Below are 12,871 nucleotides of genomic sequence, written 5' to 3'. Positions count from 1 at the left end.
GCGATGACGTACGCAGCGCACGCCCTGGCCGGTGCGCGTGGCCAGCGCGCACCGGTGCCCTAGCTGTACGGCCCCTGACTGCCACGGGAGGTCACCCTGGCGTTGATGTTGCTTCAGTTCGGTAGACACCTGTGGCACAACCTCACCGAAGTGGTCGACAAGACGGCCCGAGCCCACCGGTCCTGCCTCAACGAAACTCCCCCGGCAGCTCGGGCTGGCCTTTCGCACCGTGCGCCGGTTCGCTCAAGCCACGACCGCCGAAGAACTGCTGGCTGGAGCCCTTCACCGCCCCACCAAACTGGACGACCACAAGCCCTACCTGACCCGCCGGTGGAACGAGGGCTTCCACAACGGCGCCCAGCTCCACCAGGAGCTCAAGGCCCGCGTGCGGACTGGCAGTGTGAGGAGCGTCCAACGCTACATGGAGGCCTTTCGAGGCCGGGAGACAGTCACCCCCGTCCCCGCTTCGCACAGATGATGGTCCACCGCGAGGGACATCGGCTGGACGAGTGGATTGCTGCCGCGTCCACGGGACTCCTTCCCGCGCTGCGTTCCTTCGTCCGCAGTCTCCGCCACGACCGCGCGGCGGTCCGCGCCGGCCTGAGCCTGCCCCACAGTTCCGGAGCAGTGGAAGGAGCCGTGAACAAGATCAAGATGCTCAAGAGGCAGGTGTTCGGTCGAGCGAACTTCGACCTCCTTCGCACCCGAGTCCTCCACCCCCATCTGAGTTGTCGACGAGCGCGAACATGACAGTAGGTACGAACAGGAGGGTGCCCGTGCTCTGGCCCTGTCACCACGGCCGCTGCCCCCTCGCTCCACGGTCGGGGCGGGTCAGCCGTCCACACGTTCGCGCAGGATTTCCACACCGTCACCGGTGAGTTCGTCCAGGTGTGCGGGGCGACCGGTCATCGCCATGATCAGAGCGAGTGTGCTCCCGCGGACGAGCGGTCCGGTGCCGGAGGCGAACGGACCGTCGGTGGCTTGGAGCCTCAACCCTTGGACCCGGCTCTTGGCGATGACGACCTGGTCCGAGCCCTGGTAGTAGTCCGCCACTCGGGTCAGCGTGGCGATCGGACGGGCGCTGACGATGCCCAAGGGCCGCCTGACGTCCTCTCCGTGCACGACCGCCTCCCCCAGGATGGCGGGCTTCGGCAGGGGCGGTGACGTCGTGCTCCCTGTGACCCCTCGGAAGCGTGCGAGGGTCTCGGCGCCGGAGGTCCCCATCTGCTCGGCCAGGCGCATCGCGACCTGGGCGTCGAAGTCGAAGCGGCAGCGGATGACCCCGGCCAGCCATCGAAGGCCGTTGAGGGTCGCTGCCGACGTCAGGTATGCGAGTACCTCGCGCACGGTCAGGCCCTCACACAGCGACGGTGTCGCCCACTGTTCCTCGGTCAGCTCCGACAGGTCGTCGGCCAACGCCGTCCGCTCCTGGTGGATCAGCGGCCACAGGTCCGCGCAACCGCTCATCGGTGGGCTCCACGGCACGGGCGGGGTGCTGGTGATGTCATCGGAGGCTCCTCGGAACGGGCTTTCGCCCTGCCCCTGCGGTTGTGGGTGGACACCGGGATTATCACTCCGGCCTCCGACAATTTCGTGCTCGTCAACATGGGTGACGGGCTGTCATCGCACCACAAGATCAGTGCCAGAACCCACGGCGCTGTCGCCCAACAGGAGGTTTTCGCACCTGTTTTCGGATACCGCGTCTCCGGAGATCCCCGGACGACGAAGACGTGCCCGACCAGCGGCTCCGTCCCGCTTGCGGACAGCACCCCTGCGGAGGCCACACCACGGCCGGAACGGCGGCGATAGCCTGCTGCCCCGAAGCAGCAGCCGCGAGCGTGAGGAGAGCCCATGGGCGAAACGGAACGGACCGGCCCGGAGGCGGCGGCCCTGACCCGGGTCGTCGACGGTGTGTACGCGTGGGTGCAGCCGGACGGCACCTGGTGGGTCAACAACGCGGGCGCCGTGTCCGGAGGCGACGGGCTCCTGGTGGTCGACACCTGCGCGACCGAGACCCGCACCCGCGCCTTCCTCGACGCCCTGGCCCGCGCCACTGGCGGCGCCCCGATCCGGTGGGCGGTCAACACCCACCAGCACGGCGACCACACCTACGGCAACAGCCTTCTGCCCGACTCCACCGCACTCATCGGGCAGGCCGCCATGCGCGAGGGGCTCGCGCACGACCCGCTCTTCGACGCCTGTCCGCCGTTCTGGTCCCCCGTGCCGTCCTGGGGCGACGTCACCCGGCGCGTCCCCTCCATCGTGCTGGAACGGGAACTGACGGTGTACACCGGCGGGCGGCGCGTGGACCTGCGCCACCCCGGCCACACCGCGCACACCCCCGGCGACGTCGTGGCCTGGCTGCCCGAGGAGCGCGTGCTGTTCACCGGCGACCTCCTCTTCCACGGGCTGACCCCACTGGTGTTCATGGGGTCGGTGGAGGGTGCACTGCGCTCCCTGGAGTGGTTGCACGCCTTCGGCCCCGAGCACGTGGTCCCCGGACACGGCCCGCTCCTGGGCGCCGCTGAGCTGGACTCGGTGCTCGGCGCCCACGAGCGCTACTACCGGTTCGTGCTGGAGGCCGCACGCGAGGGCGTGGCCCAGGGGCTGGGCCCGTTGGAGAACGCCAGGGCCCGCGACCTGGGCGAGTTCGGCGGCTGGGACGACGCCGAGCGGATCGTGCTGAACCTGCACCGCGCCCACGCCGACCTCACCGGCACCGAGATGGACCTGGCGGCGGCACTGGCCGACGCGGTGGAGTGGAACGGCGGACCGCTGCCCACCAGTCTTTGAGCGCTCCCGACAGCCGGGGCGGATCCCGTACCGGCCCGAACCCGCCGAGTCCGGAGAAGCCACTCCCCGTGTTTGGTGAAATCACCGTAAACGTGTGCCAAGTCGACGCTGCGCCACCAATGTACCCCTCCCCGGGTGTTTCGCTTGCTGGACAAGCCATCACCACACGACGGAGAGGACGTCATGGCGGAGGCGACTGAGGAGGACCCGCGTGCGAGGCGGCGCGGGCCACGGAGCAACTGGGTGCCGCTGGGCCTGGCCGCGGCGGCGATCGCCCTGCTGGTGGTGGCCTGGCCACTGGTCAACGCGCTGCTGCCCGGCTCGGAGTCCGTTCCCTCCGGCGAACCCGTGCCCGTGGGTTCGGGGGGCGGTTACCAGGCCTCCCTGGCCTTCCCCCAGGAGGGGTGGTCCATGGACACCGGCGCCAGCCAGGCCGGACAGACCTACCGCTTCCACCGCGGTCCCGTGGAGCTGACGCTCAACTCGGTCACGCCCGCGACCTCTCCGCCGCCCAGCCCCGAGGAGCTGTGGGAGGGCATGCGCCGCCTGGCCCGCGCCGGTGAGGCATCGGCGCGGCTTGGGGAACCGGAGGCCATCTCCACCCACGACGGGCACGAGGGGCTGACCGGGACCATGGAGAGCAGTTCACAGCGCGGCGCGGCGGCGGTCTACCCCTCCCCCGACGGCAGCATGGCCGTGGAGATGACCCTCGCCGGGCGCGACGCGACCACGGAGGACATCACCGCGGTCAGTGACGTCGTCCGCTCGGTCTCCTTCGACGAGGAGGGCTCATGAACCACGGAGCCGAGGAACCGCGCGCACCGGGTGCGACCGACCGGGGATCGGTGCCCTCGCCGCGCGGGCCCCACCAGGACGGATCCGGCCCCCGGCACGCCGCCGGACGGGCCTTCGGGGGAGGGCGGCCCCACGGCCAGAGGCCGCCCTCGCTGGTCGCACTCGTGCTGATCACCGTGCTGGGCGTGGTGGGCCTGGCCTTTCTGGCGGTGCAGTTCGCTGGGCTGGCGCGCGTCTTCTTCTCCGAGGCGGCGCTGGCCGTTTTCCTCGGGGCGTTGACCCTGTTCCTCGGGTTCTGGGCGCTACGCAGGATCCGCCCGGTACGCGCCCCCGACCTGAACGCCTCCCTGGCCGCGGCGGCCTGGGGCCTGACCGCCGCGCCCGCCGCCGGAATCCTGGCCAACGGCGACTTGTCGTCGATCTGGGCCAAGAGCCTGGGGCTGGCCTTCGCCGGGGTCTGGGGGCCCGCGCTGACCGCTCCGCTCAACGAGGAGGTCCTCAAGCTGGCCGGGATCGTGCTGGTCGTGGTGGCCTTCCCGCATGCGGTACGGGGCCCGGTGGACGGGTTCGCGATCGGCTCCCTGGCCGGCCTGGGTTTCGAGGTGACGGAGAACTTCGTCTACTCGATGAACGCGGTGGTCCAGGCGGGCGGCACCGGCGGCCTGGTACCGGTGGTGCAGACCTCCATCTTGCGGGTGGGTCTGACCGGTCTGGGCTCCCACTGGGCGATGTCGGCGATCGCGGGCACCGCCATAGGCCTGCTGGCCGCCGCGGCGTGGCGGCCCGGCACGCGCCGCGCGCTCGGCGCCGCCGCTCTGGTGGCGCTCGCGATGGCACTGCACTGGCTGGTGGACTCGCCGCTGCTGAGCGGCGTTCCCGGCGTGGTGTTCAAGGTCGCCGTGGTCTTCCTGACCACGATGGCGGTGTACTTCACGGTCCGGTACGCCTACCGGCGCCGGGTTCGTAGAGCTCTGGCGTCGGAGGGCGAGGCACTGGGCATGCGGCGGTCGGCGTCGGTGGCCCTGGCCAACCGGCACGGCCGTCACAAGGAGCTGCGCCACGTGGCGCTCCCGGAGCGGCCCGACGTGGAGCGGCGCCAGGAGCAGATGCTGGCGATCGCCGAGGACCGGGCGGCACGGCACACGGCGTGACCAGCGCGTACGGGCGTTCCCGGCCGTGGGAGCCGGGGGCGTCCTCGTGCCGTCGGCCTCTCCCGGAAGGACGGGTCCCGCGACCGGCGGTCCCGGCCCGGCCGCCGGGCGCGTCCTCGTGCGTCCCGCCCCGTGGATTTTCATCGGCGACAGCGTGGGCATAACGTGCCGCATGGGCGAGCGAACACGAAGGGGCGAGAGGACGACACCGCCGAGGACGGGACGGGGGCGCGCACGCGACCCCGGTCTCACACCGCGGGCGCTGGCCGCGGCGCGGGCAGAGTACGGCAGGGCGGGCTGGTCCGCGTTCACCCTGGACGGGGTGGCCCGCAGGGCCGGGGTCGGCAAGGCCGCCCTCTACCGGCGTTGGCACTCCAAGGAGCGCCTGCTCGCCGACGCCATCGAGGAGCACACCCGGCCGCTGGACCCGGCCGACACCGGCAGTCTGCGCGGCGACGCCCGCGCGCTGGCGACGGCCCTGCTCGACCACTTCCTGACCCCGTCCGGGTGGATCACCCTGCGCGTGGCCGTGGACGCCACCACGGGCACGGAGGCCTTCACCGCCTTCCATGAGCGGATCGTGCAGGCTCACCGGGACGGGGTCGCCGACATCGTGCGGCGGGCCGTCGGGCGCGGTGAGCTGGGCCCGGACACTGACACGGGCCCCTTCGGCGAGGCTTTGTACGGGGCGGTCCTGGTGCACGCCATGGCCATGGGCCCCCGCCAGCGCGAGCACGCCCGCGAACACGCGGACGAGCACGCGCTCCCGCTCGCCGACTTCCTGTTGGCCTCCCTGACCGGCGGGTCCGAAGGCACCGCCGGGGACGCCGGGGACACGACGGACTGAACACGGTGTGTTCCCGGTGGGCGCACTCCCCCGGAGGCGGAGTCCCCGGAGGTCAGGCGTCCGGACGCACCCAGCTCTGGAGCAGGGTGCCCTCGGACTCGATGATCGTCCCGGGCACGAGGGCGCGGTCGGCCACCGTGCCCACCGCGACGCGCTGCTCAAGCCCTCCCGACAGCAGTGGTACGACCGTCAGGCACAGCTCGTCGAGCAGGTCGGCGGCGGCGACGTCGGCCAGCAGGCGGGGCCCGCCCTCGCACAGGATCCGGGGCAGGCCGCGTTCCGCCAGGGCGGCGACGGCGGCGGACAGGTCCACGCTCCGTTCGCCGCACACCAGCACGCGGTCCCCTCCCAGGGCGCCGCGCGCGCGGCCGAGGGCCTCGGCACCGGCCGCCTCGCAGGTCACCAGAAGCACACCGCCGCCGTCCTCGGGCCTGTCGGCCAGCAGCGGCGGTACCCGGCCGGTACCGCTGACCACGGCCAGCTCCGGATGGGCGGCGCGGCCCTCGCCCACGGCACGGGCCAACAGGTCCCGGGTGCGCGGGCGCGTGTGGCGGTAGCCCTCCACGCGGGCGGTACCGGCGCCGACCAGCACCACGTCGGCCAGATCGCGCAGGAGGGTGTACACCACCAGGTCGGCGGGGGTGTTGATGCTCCCCGTCCTGCCGTCGTTGCCGGCGGCGGCCCCGTCCAGGGTGGCGACCATGTTCGCGCGCAGCCACGGCCTGTCGGGGTAGGCGTAGAGGCGCTCCAGGGCGGAGGCGTCGAGTGCCTCCCCCGGAGAGGCCGCGCCGGGGACGGAGTCGTTCAGGAGGAGACGCACGGCCACACCGCCACGAAGTACATGACCCCGAACGGGTCGTCGGCGTAGAGCACCTCCGGGCCCAGCGGGTCGCCGGTCGCGGCGATCGCGCGCGCCATGACCTGGAGCGCGGCCCGGCCCGCCACCATCAGGTCGGCGGCCAGCCCCGGGTCCAGGCACAGCAGGCCCGCCCGGTCGCCCTCGGACAGGCAGCGGCGGATCTCCCCGTCGAAGCCGAAGGCGCGCTCGTCCAGGTGTCCGGGTGCCTTCGTGCTGCGCCGTGCGCTGCCGTCCCCCATGACGAGCAGGGCGACCCGCCCGGGCCGGTCGGCGACGCGGCGTCCCAGCTCCCGCACCTCGGCGTCGGAGGCGTCCCAGGCCACGGTGGCCATCTCCACGCGCCCGCGGTATCCGACCGAGTCGAGCAGCCGCCGGGCCACGCCCAGGCTCAGCGGCAGCGTCCGCTCCCGGGGGACCCGCTCTCCCGTGCCGCCGTACCCACGGACCGGGACGAGCTTCTCGGTGTGCTCGCCCGAGGAGTCGTGCCCGCCGATGACGACCAGTGTGTCCGGGGAGTACCCGGCCAGCGCCTCCAGCGCCGACTCGCACTCCTTGCGCAGTTCGACCGCCACGTCCCGGCCGCCGCTGAGCTCGCGCATCAGCAGCGGCGGGTGCGGGCAGACGGCGGTTGCGACGATCACGCGTGCCTCCTCACGCCAGTCCCCGGACGGCCCGTGCGGGGGGACGGACCCCCCGGATGGTGGCGACCGTGTCGAGCACCTGCCGGGTCTCGGCCACCTCATGGACCCGGTAGACCTGGGCGCCGTGCCAGGCGCACACGGCGGTCGCCGCGAGCGTTCCGGTCAGGCGCTCCCCCACGGGCATGTCCAGGGTCTCGCCGACGAAGTCCTTGTTGGACAGCGACACCAGCACCGGCCATCCGGTGCCGGTCATCTCGTCCAGGCGCCGGGTCAGCTCCAGCGAGTGCCAGGTGTTCTTGCCGAAGTCGTGCGCCGGGTCGATGATCGCCGACGCCGGGTCCACGCCCAGGGCCACCGCCCGCTCGGCCTGGGCGACCGTGTCGTCGACGGCCTCGCGCACCACGTCCTCGTAGTGCGGCCGGTGCGGGCGGGTGCGCGGGGTGAGCCCGCCTGTGTGGGTGCACACCAGGGCGGCGCCGAACTCGGCGGCGACCTCGGCCATCTCCGGGTCGTAGCCGCCCCAGGCGTCGTTGAGCAGGTCGGCCCCCGCCTCGCACACCGCTCGGCCCACCGACCCGCGCCAGGTGTCCACGCTGATGACCAGGTGGGGGAACTCGGCGCGGACCGCGGCCACGAAGTCCACGATCCGGTGCTTCTCCTCCTCTGCGCCGATCTCCTCGCCGGGTGCCGCCTTGATACCGCCGATGTCCACGATGTCGGCACCCTCGGCCACGACCTTGCGCACGCGCTCGAAGGCGGGCCCCTCGTCCCAGGTGGCGCCCCTGTCGTAGAAGGAGTCAGGGGTGCGGTTGACGATCGCCATGACCAGCGTGGTGTCCGCGTCGTAGTCTCGACCGCGCAGTCTCAGCACCGGCCGACCACTCCTTCCAGAACCTCCGTGTCCCCGGCGCCGGCCTCAGCCGCCGGTGGGCGCTCCACAATGCTGACCGTACTGGGGAGCGGCTGCCCGCGCCGCTCACCGGCGCCGAACTGGCGTATCCGGACGGTGTCGGCGCCGTGGTCGATCCCGGCCCGGCGGTCGGCGACCGCGAGCAGCTCGGTGGCCATCGTGCCCAGTCCGCGTAGTGACTGGTGGCGGTGGGCCCGGCGGCCCAGGTCCACCTGCGCGACGGCGTCCACTCCGTACCGCAGGGCGGTGTCGACCAGCACGGCGAGTTCGACGCCGTACCCGGTGGGCACCGGGAGCCGCTCGAACACCTCGCGCCGCACGGCCCACTCCCCGGACAGGGGCTGGACCACGCCCGACAGCTCGGGCCAGCGCAGGGCGATGGTGGGGCGGGCCACGAGCTCGGTGACCCGGCCGCCCTCGTAGGAGACCGCCTCTCCGGCGTCACCGGTGTCTCGGCCGTCGCCGGCGCCCTCGGGTCCCCCCGCGGCGCCCGGCCTGTCCAGCACCCGGTCGTAGAAGCCCTTGACCAGGTTCACCCGGGGCTCGGTGAGCAGCGGTCCGAGTAGTCCGGACACGAAGTGGGTGCCCCACTCGACCAGGTCGGCGTCCATGAAGACGACGATGTCGCCGGAGGTGACGAAGAGCGACTTCCACATGGCCTCGCCCTTGCCCCTGCGGTGGCCCAGCTCGGGGCGCACGTCACCGACGCGGTGGACGGCGGCCCCGGCCGCGCGGGCGCGGTCGCCGGTGCCATCGGTGGAGTCGGAGTCCATGACGACGATCTCGTCCAACAGGGGCGCCTCCTCCTGGAGCGCCGCGCGGACGCCGGAGACGATACCGCCGACGGTCGCCGCCTCGTCCCGTGCCGGAATCACCAGACTGACCGTGCTTCGCCGCCACCGCTTGAGTTCGACCAGCCGCTCGACCGTCCAGTCCGAGGACCGGTAGGTGCGGCGTTCGAACCACTCGTTGTCCACAGAGCCTCCCCAGCGGCAACACTAGGGCACGCCCAGCTGGAGGGGCCCGCCGGTCCGCGCTTTTCCCAGGGCGTGGTTGCTCACTTTCCCCGGTCGGGGAACCCGGCCGGCGTCCTCCTCCCGGACGTCCCCGGGGAAGACGGCGGCCTCCGCCCGCGGCCCGGGCGCCGGGAGGGCTCACTCCCTCCCGCCGAAGGCGGCGGCGCGTCCGGTGAGCCAGTCGAACAGGCTGGGGTCCTCCCCCATCTCCGGGTGTCACCGCACACCGACGACCTGGTCCGTGTCGGCGTACTCGACGGCCTCCACGGTGCCGTCCTCGGCCCAGGCCGTGGCCACCACGCCCTCGCCCAGACCGGCCACCGCCTGGTGGTGGTAGGTGGGGCCTCCAGTCGGGCGCGGCCGAGGATCCGCGCGGTACGCGAGCCGGCGTCCTCCCAGGCCCGGTCCTACCGGGCTTGCTCGGTGTACGTGGAGATTCCGATGACGGGTGGCACTGCGTCGTCCCTTTCCGGGCGGGGCCGTGAGGATGGGGAGAAGCTCTCAGGCCGCGACTGTATCCGGGCCCCGCGACTGCTCCTCCTCCCGGGGGACCGTCGCCTCTCCCTTATCTGACACTCGGTTACGTGTTACCTTGAAGTTGATGTCAAGATCAACCAATCCACCAGTGCCGGCCGACCTCGTGAACGCGGCGGTCCGCGCCGCGGAGGGGCTGGGAAAGGACGTGGCCGACGTGCCCCTGGTCGCCATCGCGCAGGAGGCGGGGGTCTCCCGCAGCACCCTGCTGCGGCGTGTGGGCGGCTCGCGCCGGGTCCTGGACGGAGCGGTGCGCGCCTCGGGCGTGGACCCGGGTGGGCGGCTTCCGGTCCGGGAGCGTTCGATCGAGGCCGGGGCGCGACTGATCAGCGAGCAGGGCCTGGCCTCGGCCACGCTGGAGGCGGTCGCCGCCTCCGCCGAGTGCTCGGTGCACAGCCTCTACGCGACCTTCGGGGGCCGTGACGAGCTGCTCCGGGCGATCTTCGAGCGCTACAGTCCCATCCTCGACCTGGAGGCCGACCTCGCCGGGCCGGAGGAGGACCTGGCCACACGGGTGCACAGGATCCATCGCTTGCTGGGCCACGGTTTCAGCCGCGAACCCCGGGTACTGCCCGCCATGATCGCCGACGTGTTCGCCCGTCCCGAAGGGCCCACCGTCGACATGCTCGTCCGGCTCTTCTTCCCCCGCATGCTCGCCAGTCTGGGCGGATGGTTGGCCGGGGAGGTCGCGGCGGGCCGGATCCGCGACCTGCCGGTTCCTCTGCTCATGCAGCAGCTGCTCGGCCCGGTCGCCGTGCACTTCATGCAGCGCCCGGCGCTGGGAAGGGTCCCGGGTGTGGAGCTCCCCGACGCGGAGGAGGCCTGCGCGGTATTCGCCGACACGTTCCTGCGTGCCGTCGCCGTCCCTGAGGGGCCGTCCCGTCCGGACGGCCCGAACTCGACCATGGAGCCGTTATGAGTGAACGTACGACGTGTGTGATCGCCGGCGGCGGCCCCGCCGGAATGGTGCTGGGCCTGCTGCTGGCCCGCGCCGGTGTCGAGGTCACCGTGCTGGAGAAGCACGCCGACTTCCTGCGGGACTTTCGCGGGGACACCGTGCACCCCTCCACCCTGGAGCTGCTGGAGGAGCTGGGCCTGTACGAGCGGTTCGCCGAGCTGCCGCAGAGCAGGCTGGAGGAGGTCGCCTTCCCCGTCAGCCAGGACCGTACCGTGACCATCGGCGACTTCCGGCGGCTGCGGGTCGCCCACCCCTACATCGCGATGGTCCCGCAGTGGGACTTCCTGAACCTCGTCGCCGAGGCCGGGCACGAGGAGGCGGCCTTCACCCTGCGGATGCGCACCGAGGTGACCGGGCTCGTCCGCGAGGACGGCCGGGTCGCGGGAGTGCGCTACCAGGGCCCGGGGGGCGAGGGGGAGGTCCGCGCCGATCTGACCGTGGCGTGTGACGGCAGGGGGTCGCTCGCCCGTCGCGAGACGGACCTGGCGCCCAAGGAGTTCCCGGTGGGGATCGACGCGTGGTGGTTCCGGCTGCCCCGCGGACCGGAGGACCGCACGGCCCTGACCCCGCGTGCGGGCCTGGGACGGTTCGCCCTGGTGATTCCGCGCGAGGGCTACCTGCAACTCGCCTACATCGGACGCAAGGGCATCGACGCCGACCTGCGAGCACGCGGGATCGAGGCCTTCCGACAGGACATCGTCGAACTCATGCCGGAGCTGGCCGACCGGGTCGGATCCCTGAAGTCCATGGACGAGGTCAAACACCTGGACGTGCGGCTCAACCGGCTGCGCCGCTGGCACGTGGAGGGCCTGCTGTGCATCGGCGACGCGGCCCACGCGATGTCCCCCGTCGGCGGTGTGGGCATCAACCTCGCCGTGCAGGACGCCGTGGCCGCCGCGACACTGCTGGCCCGGCCGCTGCGCGAGCGCTCGCTCACCTCCCGCGACCTGGCCGCGGTCCGCAGGAGGCGGATCCTGCCGACCGTCGCCGTCCAGGCGCTGCAACGCCTCATGCACCGCGTGCTGGCCGAGCCGATGGTCAGGGGGGAGCGTCTGGGCCCGCCCAAGCCCGTACTGGCGGCCCTGGACCGTGCGCCCTGGCTGTCGTTCGTGCCCGCCTACCTCATCGGGAAGGGGTTCCGGCCCGAGCACGCGCCGGGCTTCGCCCGCCGCCCCCGAAGGGCCGTCCGGTAGGAAGCGGCCCCTCCGCCGGGTCCGGGGCGAGGGGCGGTGCGGTCCCCCGGGCGGGCACGTCCGCCCGCCGCGGGGCGGGCGGGTCAGGCCGGGCCGGGGACACGCTCGCCCGCCGGGGCCGGGCCCGGTGCGGTACCGGCACCGAAGGGGCTGCCGCCCAGCTCCTCACGGTGGTGGGCGGTGAGCCAGCCGCGGGGGTCGGGGCCGGCGGCGATGATCCGCGTCGGGTTGATCGCCGTGTGGACCCAGTAGTAGTGCGTGCGGACGTGGTCCAGGTTCGTGGTGTCGCCGAACCCGGGCGTCTGGAACAGGTCGCGGGCGTAGGCCCACAGCGCCGGGTACTCGCTCAGCTTGCGGATGTTGCACTTGAAGTGGCCGTGGTAGGCGGCGTCGAAGCGCACCAGGGTCGGGAAGAGCCGGACGTCGGCCACGGTGATGGAGTCCCCGACCAGGTAGCGCCGGGTGGCCAGGCGCTCCTCCAGCGCGTCGAGCCTGGCGAACACGTCGGTGACCGCGGCGTCGTAGTGCTCCTGGTCCGGGGCGAACCCGGCCCGGTAGACGCCGTTGTTGAGGTCGGTGTAGACCTCCTGGGACAGGGCGTCGATCTCTTCGCGCAGCGCCTCCGGGTACAGGTCAGGAGCGCCGTCCCTGACCAGGCCGCCCCACTCGGTGGCCATGTCCAGCAGGAGCTGGTCGTAGTCGTTGGAGACCATGTGTCCGTCGTCCACGTCGACGAGGCCGGGGACGCTGACCCCGCCGGTGTAGTGGGGGTCGCGCGCCAAATAGGCCTCGCGCAGGGCGTGGATGCCCAGGACGGGGTCCTTGCCGCCGGGGCTGCCGGTCTCCTCGGTGAACACCCAGTGCGGGTCGCCCTCGATGACCTCCTGGCGGGGGTCGGTGACGGCCAGGGAGATGACCCGCTCCAGACCCATGAGCCTGCGCGTGATGACGACCCGGTGCGCCCAGGGGCAGGCGCGGCTGATGACCAGGCGGTAACGGCCGGGTTCGGCCGGACGGTCGAAGCGGCCGTCCGCGGTGACCCGGTCGGTGAAAGCCGCCGGTGCCCGCTTGATCTCCTCTGTGGGGATCTCGTTCGCCCTCATACCTGGCTCCCTTCGAGCGCGGGCGGTTCTCGTCCGCAACCGAACATGTTACCCGGACCGTACCGGGCGCG

At 72.7% G+C, this 12,871-nt stretch carries 15 protein-coding genes; 8 read left to right on the top strand and 7 right to left on the bottom strand.

Annotated features, from left to right (window positions below; translation table 11 throughout):
* Positions 1-229: 229 nt before the first annotated feature.
* Positions 230-478, top strand: a complete 249-nt coding sequence (locus AC0T5L_RS20480; RefSeq protein ID WP_476167068.1) for a hypothetical protein — start codon at positions 230-232, stop codon at positions 476-478.
* Positions 475-750: a transposase gene (locus AC0T5L_RS20475; protein WP_476167067.1), complete on the top strand. Its 276-nt coding sequence runs from the start codon at positions 475-477 to the stop codon at positions 748-750. Before AC0T5L_RS20480 ends, AC0T5L_RS20475 begins: the two co-directional genes overlap by 4 nt.
* Before the next feature lie 81 nt (positions 751-831).
* Here the strand turns inward: AC0T5L_RS20475 and AC0T5L_RS20470 are convergent, their stop codons facing one another.
* Positions 832-1,467 (bottom strand): maleylpyruvate isomerase family mycothiol-dependent enzyme, encoded by a 636-nt coding sequence (locus AC0T5L_RS20470; protein WP_476167066.1) that lies wholly within the window; start codon positions 1,465-1,467, stop codon positions 832-834.
* 384 nt (positions 1,468-1,851) lie between these two features.
* On the opposite strand from AC0T5L_RS20470, the gene AC0T5L_RS20465 reads away from it, so the two are divergent.
* The 4 genes from AC0T5L_RS20465 (at position 1,852) to AC0T5L_RS20450 (ending at position 5,586) form a co-directional block, all read left to right on the top strand.
* Positions 1,852-2,793: an MBL fold metallo-hydrolase gene (locus AC0T5L_RS20465; RefSeq protein WP_476167065.1), complete on the top strand. Its 942-nt coding sequence runs from the start codon at positions 1,852-1,854 to the stop codon at positions 2,791-2,793.
* Positions 2,794-2,976: 183 nt separating this feature from the next.
* Positions 2,977-3,588 (top strand): hypothetical protein, encoded by a 612-nt coding sequence (locus tag AC0T5L_RS20460; RefSeq protein ID WP_476167064.1) that lies wholly within the window; start codon positions 2,977-2,979, stop codon positions 3,586-3,588.
* Entirely contained in the window at positions 3,585-4,739 is a 1,155-nt protein-coding gene (locus AC0T5L_RS20455; protein WP_476167063.1) for a PrsW family glutamic-type intramembrane protease, read from the top strand. Before AC0T5L_RS20460 ends, AC0T5L_RS20455 begins: the two co-directional genes overlap by 4 nt.
* Before the next feature lie 172 nt (positions 4,740-4,911).
* Positions 4,912-5,586, top strand: coding sequence for a TetR/AcrR family transcriptional regulator (locus AC0T5L_RS20450; protein WP_476167062.1), 675 nt, complete (start codon positions 4,912-4,914; stop codon positions 5,584-5,586).
* 52 nt (positions 5,587-5,638) lie between these two features.
* Here AC0T5L_RS20450 and AC0T5L_RS20445 read toward each other — a convergent pair whose 3' ends face one another.
* From AC0T5L_RS20445 to AC0T5L_RS20425, 5 genes are all read right to left on the bottom strand, one after another.
* The gene (locus AC0T5L_RS20445) at positions 5,639-6,412 is read right to left on the bottom strand and encodes a pyrimidine reductase family protein (protein ID WP_476167061.1); all 774 of its coding nucleotides are present in this window, start codon (positions 6,410-6,412) and stop codon (positions 5,639-5,641) included.
* The gene (locus AC0T5L_RS20440; RefSeq protein ID WP_476167060.1) at positions 6,391-7,086 is read right to left on the bottom strand and encodes a class III extradiol ring-cleavage dioxygenase family protein; all 696 of its coding nucleotides are present in this window, start codon (positions 7,084-7,086) and stop codon (positions 6,391-6,393) included. The genes AC0T5L_RS20445 and AC0T5L_RS20440 overlap by 22 nt, the downstream gene beginning before the upstream one ends.
* 10 nt (positions 7,087-7,096) lie before the next feature.
* The gene (folP, locus tag AC0T5L_RS20435; RefSeq protein ID WP_476167059.1) at positions 7,097-7,957 is read right to left on the bottom strand and encodes a dihydropteroate synthase; all 861 of its coding nucleotides are present in this window, start codon (positions 7,955-7,957) and stop codon (positions 7,097-7,099) included.
* Complete coding sequence (locus tag AC0T5L_RS20430) at positions 7,951-8,973, bottom strand: glucosyl-3-phosphoglycerate synthase (RefSeq protein WP_476167058.1); 1,023 nt, start codon at positions 8,971-8,973, stop codon at positions 7,951-7,953. The genes folP and AC0T5L_RS20430 overlap by 7 nt, the downstream gene beginning before the upstream one ends.
* A gap of 255 nt (positions 8,974-9,228) precedes the next feature.
* Positions 9,229-9,333 (bottom strand): hypothetical protein, encoded by a 105-nt coding sequence (locus AC0T5L_RS20425; protein ID WP_476167057.1) that lies wholly within the window; start codon positions 9,331-9,333, stop codon positions 9,229-9,231.
* 280 nt (positions 9,334-9,613) lie between these two features.
* Between AC0T5L_RS20425 and AC0T5L_RS20420 the strand changes: the two genes are divergently transcribed.
* A complete protein-coding gene (locus tag AC0T5L_RS20420; protein WP_476167056.1) occupies positions 9,614-10,465 on the top strand; it encodes a TetR/AcrR family transcriptional regulator in 852 nt (283 codons plus the stop codon).
* Complete coding sequence (locus AC0T5L_RS20415) at positions 10,462-11,697, top strand: FAD-dependent oxidoreductase (RefSeq protein WP_476167055.1); 1,236 nt, start codon at positions 10,462-10,464, stop codon at positions 11,695-11,697. The genes AC0T5L_RS20420 and AC0T5L_RS20415 overlap by 4 nt, the downstream gene beginning before the upstream one ends.
* Before the next feature lie 83 nt (positions 11,698-11,780).
* Here the strand turns inward: AC0T5L_RS20415 and AC0T5L_RS20410 are convergent, their stop codons facing one another.
* Positions 11,781-12,800 (bottom strand): glutathione S-transferase family protein, encoded by a 1,020-nt coding sequence (locus AC0T5L_RS20410; RefSeq protein WP_476167054.1) that lies wholly within the window; start codon positions 12,798-12,800, stop codon positions 11,781-11,783.
* Between the last annotated feature and the right edge of the window lie 71 nt (positions 12,801-12,871).

Source organism: Nocardiopsis sp. TRM 82005 (assembly GCF_056312425.1).
The sequence above is the reverse complement of the archived record's forward strand: the minus strand, read 5'-3'. Positions and strand labels throughout refer to the sequence as shown.

Bases quoted from the DNA above. Each gene is read 5' to 3' on its own strand.
- AC0T5L_RS20460 (WP_476167064.1), top strand. From the start codon at position 2,977: ATGGCGGAGGCGACTGAGGAGGACCCGCGTGCGAGGCGGCGCGGGCCA.
- AC0T5L_RS20455 (WP_476167063.1), top strand. From the start codon at position 3,585: ATGAACCACGGAGCCGAGGAACCGCGCGCACCGGGTGCGACCGACCGG.
- AC0T5L_RS20470 (WP_476167066.1), bottom strand. From the start codon at position 1,467: ATGAGCGGTTGCGCGGACCTGTGGCCGCTGATCCACCAGGAGCGGACG.
- AC0T5L_RS20420 (WP_476167056.1), top strand. From the start codon at position 9,614: ATGTCAAGATCAACCAATCCACCAGTGCCGGCCGACCTCGTGAACGCG.
- AC0T5L_RS20450 (WP_476167062.1), top strand. From the start codon at position 4,912: ATGGGCGAGCGAACACGAAGGGGCGAGAGGACGACACCGCCGAGGACG.
- AC0T5L_RS20410 (WP_476167054.1), bottom strand. From the start codon at position 12,800: ATGAGGGCGAACGAGATCCCCACAGAGGAGATCAAGCGGGCACCGGCG.
- AC0T5L_RS20475 (WP_476167067.1), top strand. From the start codon at position 475: ATGATGGTCCACCGCGAGGGACATCGGCTGGACGAGTGGATTGCTGCC.
- AC0T5L_RS20415 (WP_476167055.1), top strand. From the start codon at position 10,462: ATGAGTGAACGTACGACGTGTGTGATCGCCGGCGGCGGCCCCGCCGGA.
- AC0T5L_RS20465 (WP_476167065.1), top strand. From the start codon at position 1,852: ATGGGCGAAACGGAACGGACCGGCCCGGAGGCGGCGGCCCTGACCCGG.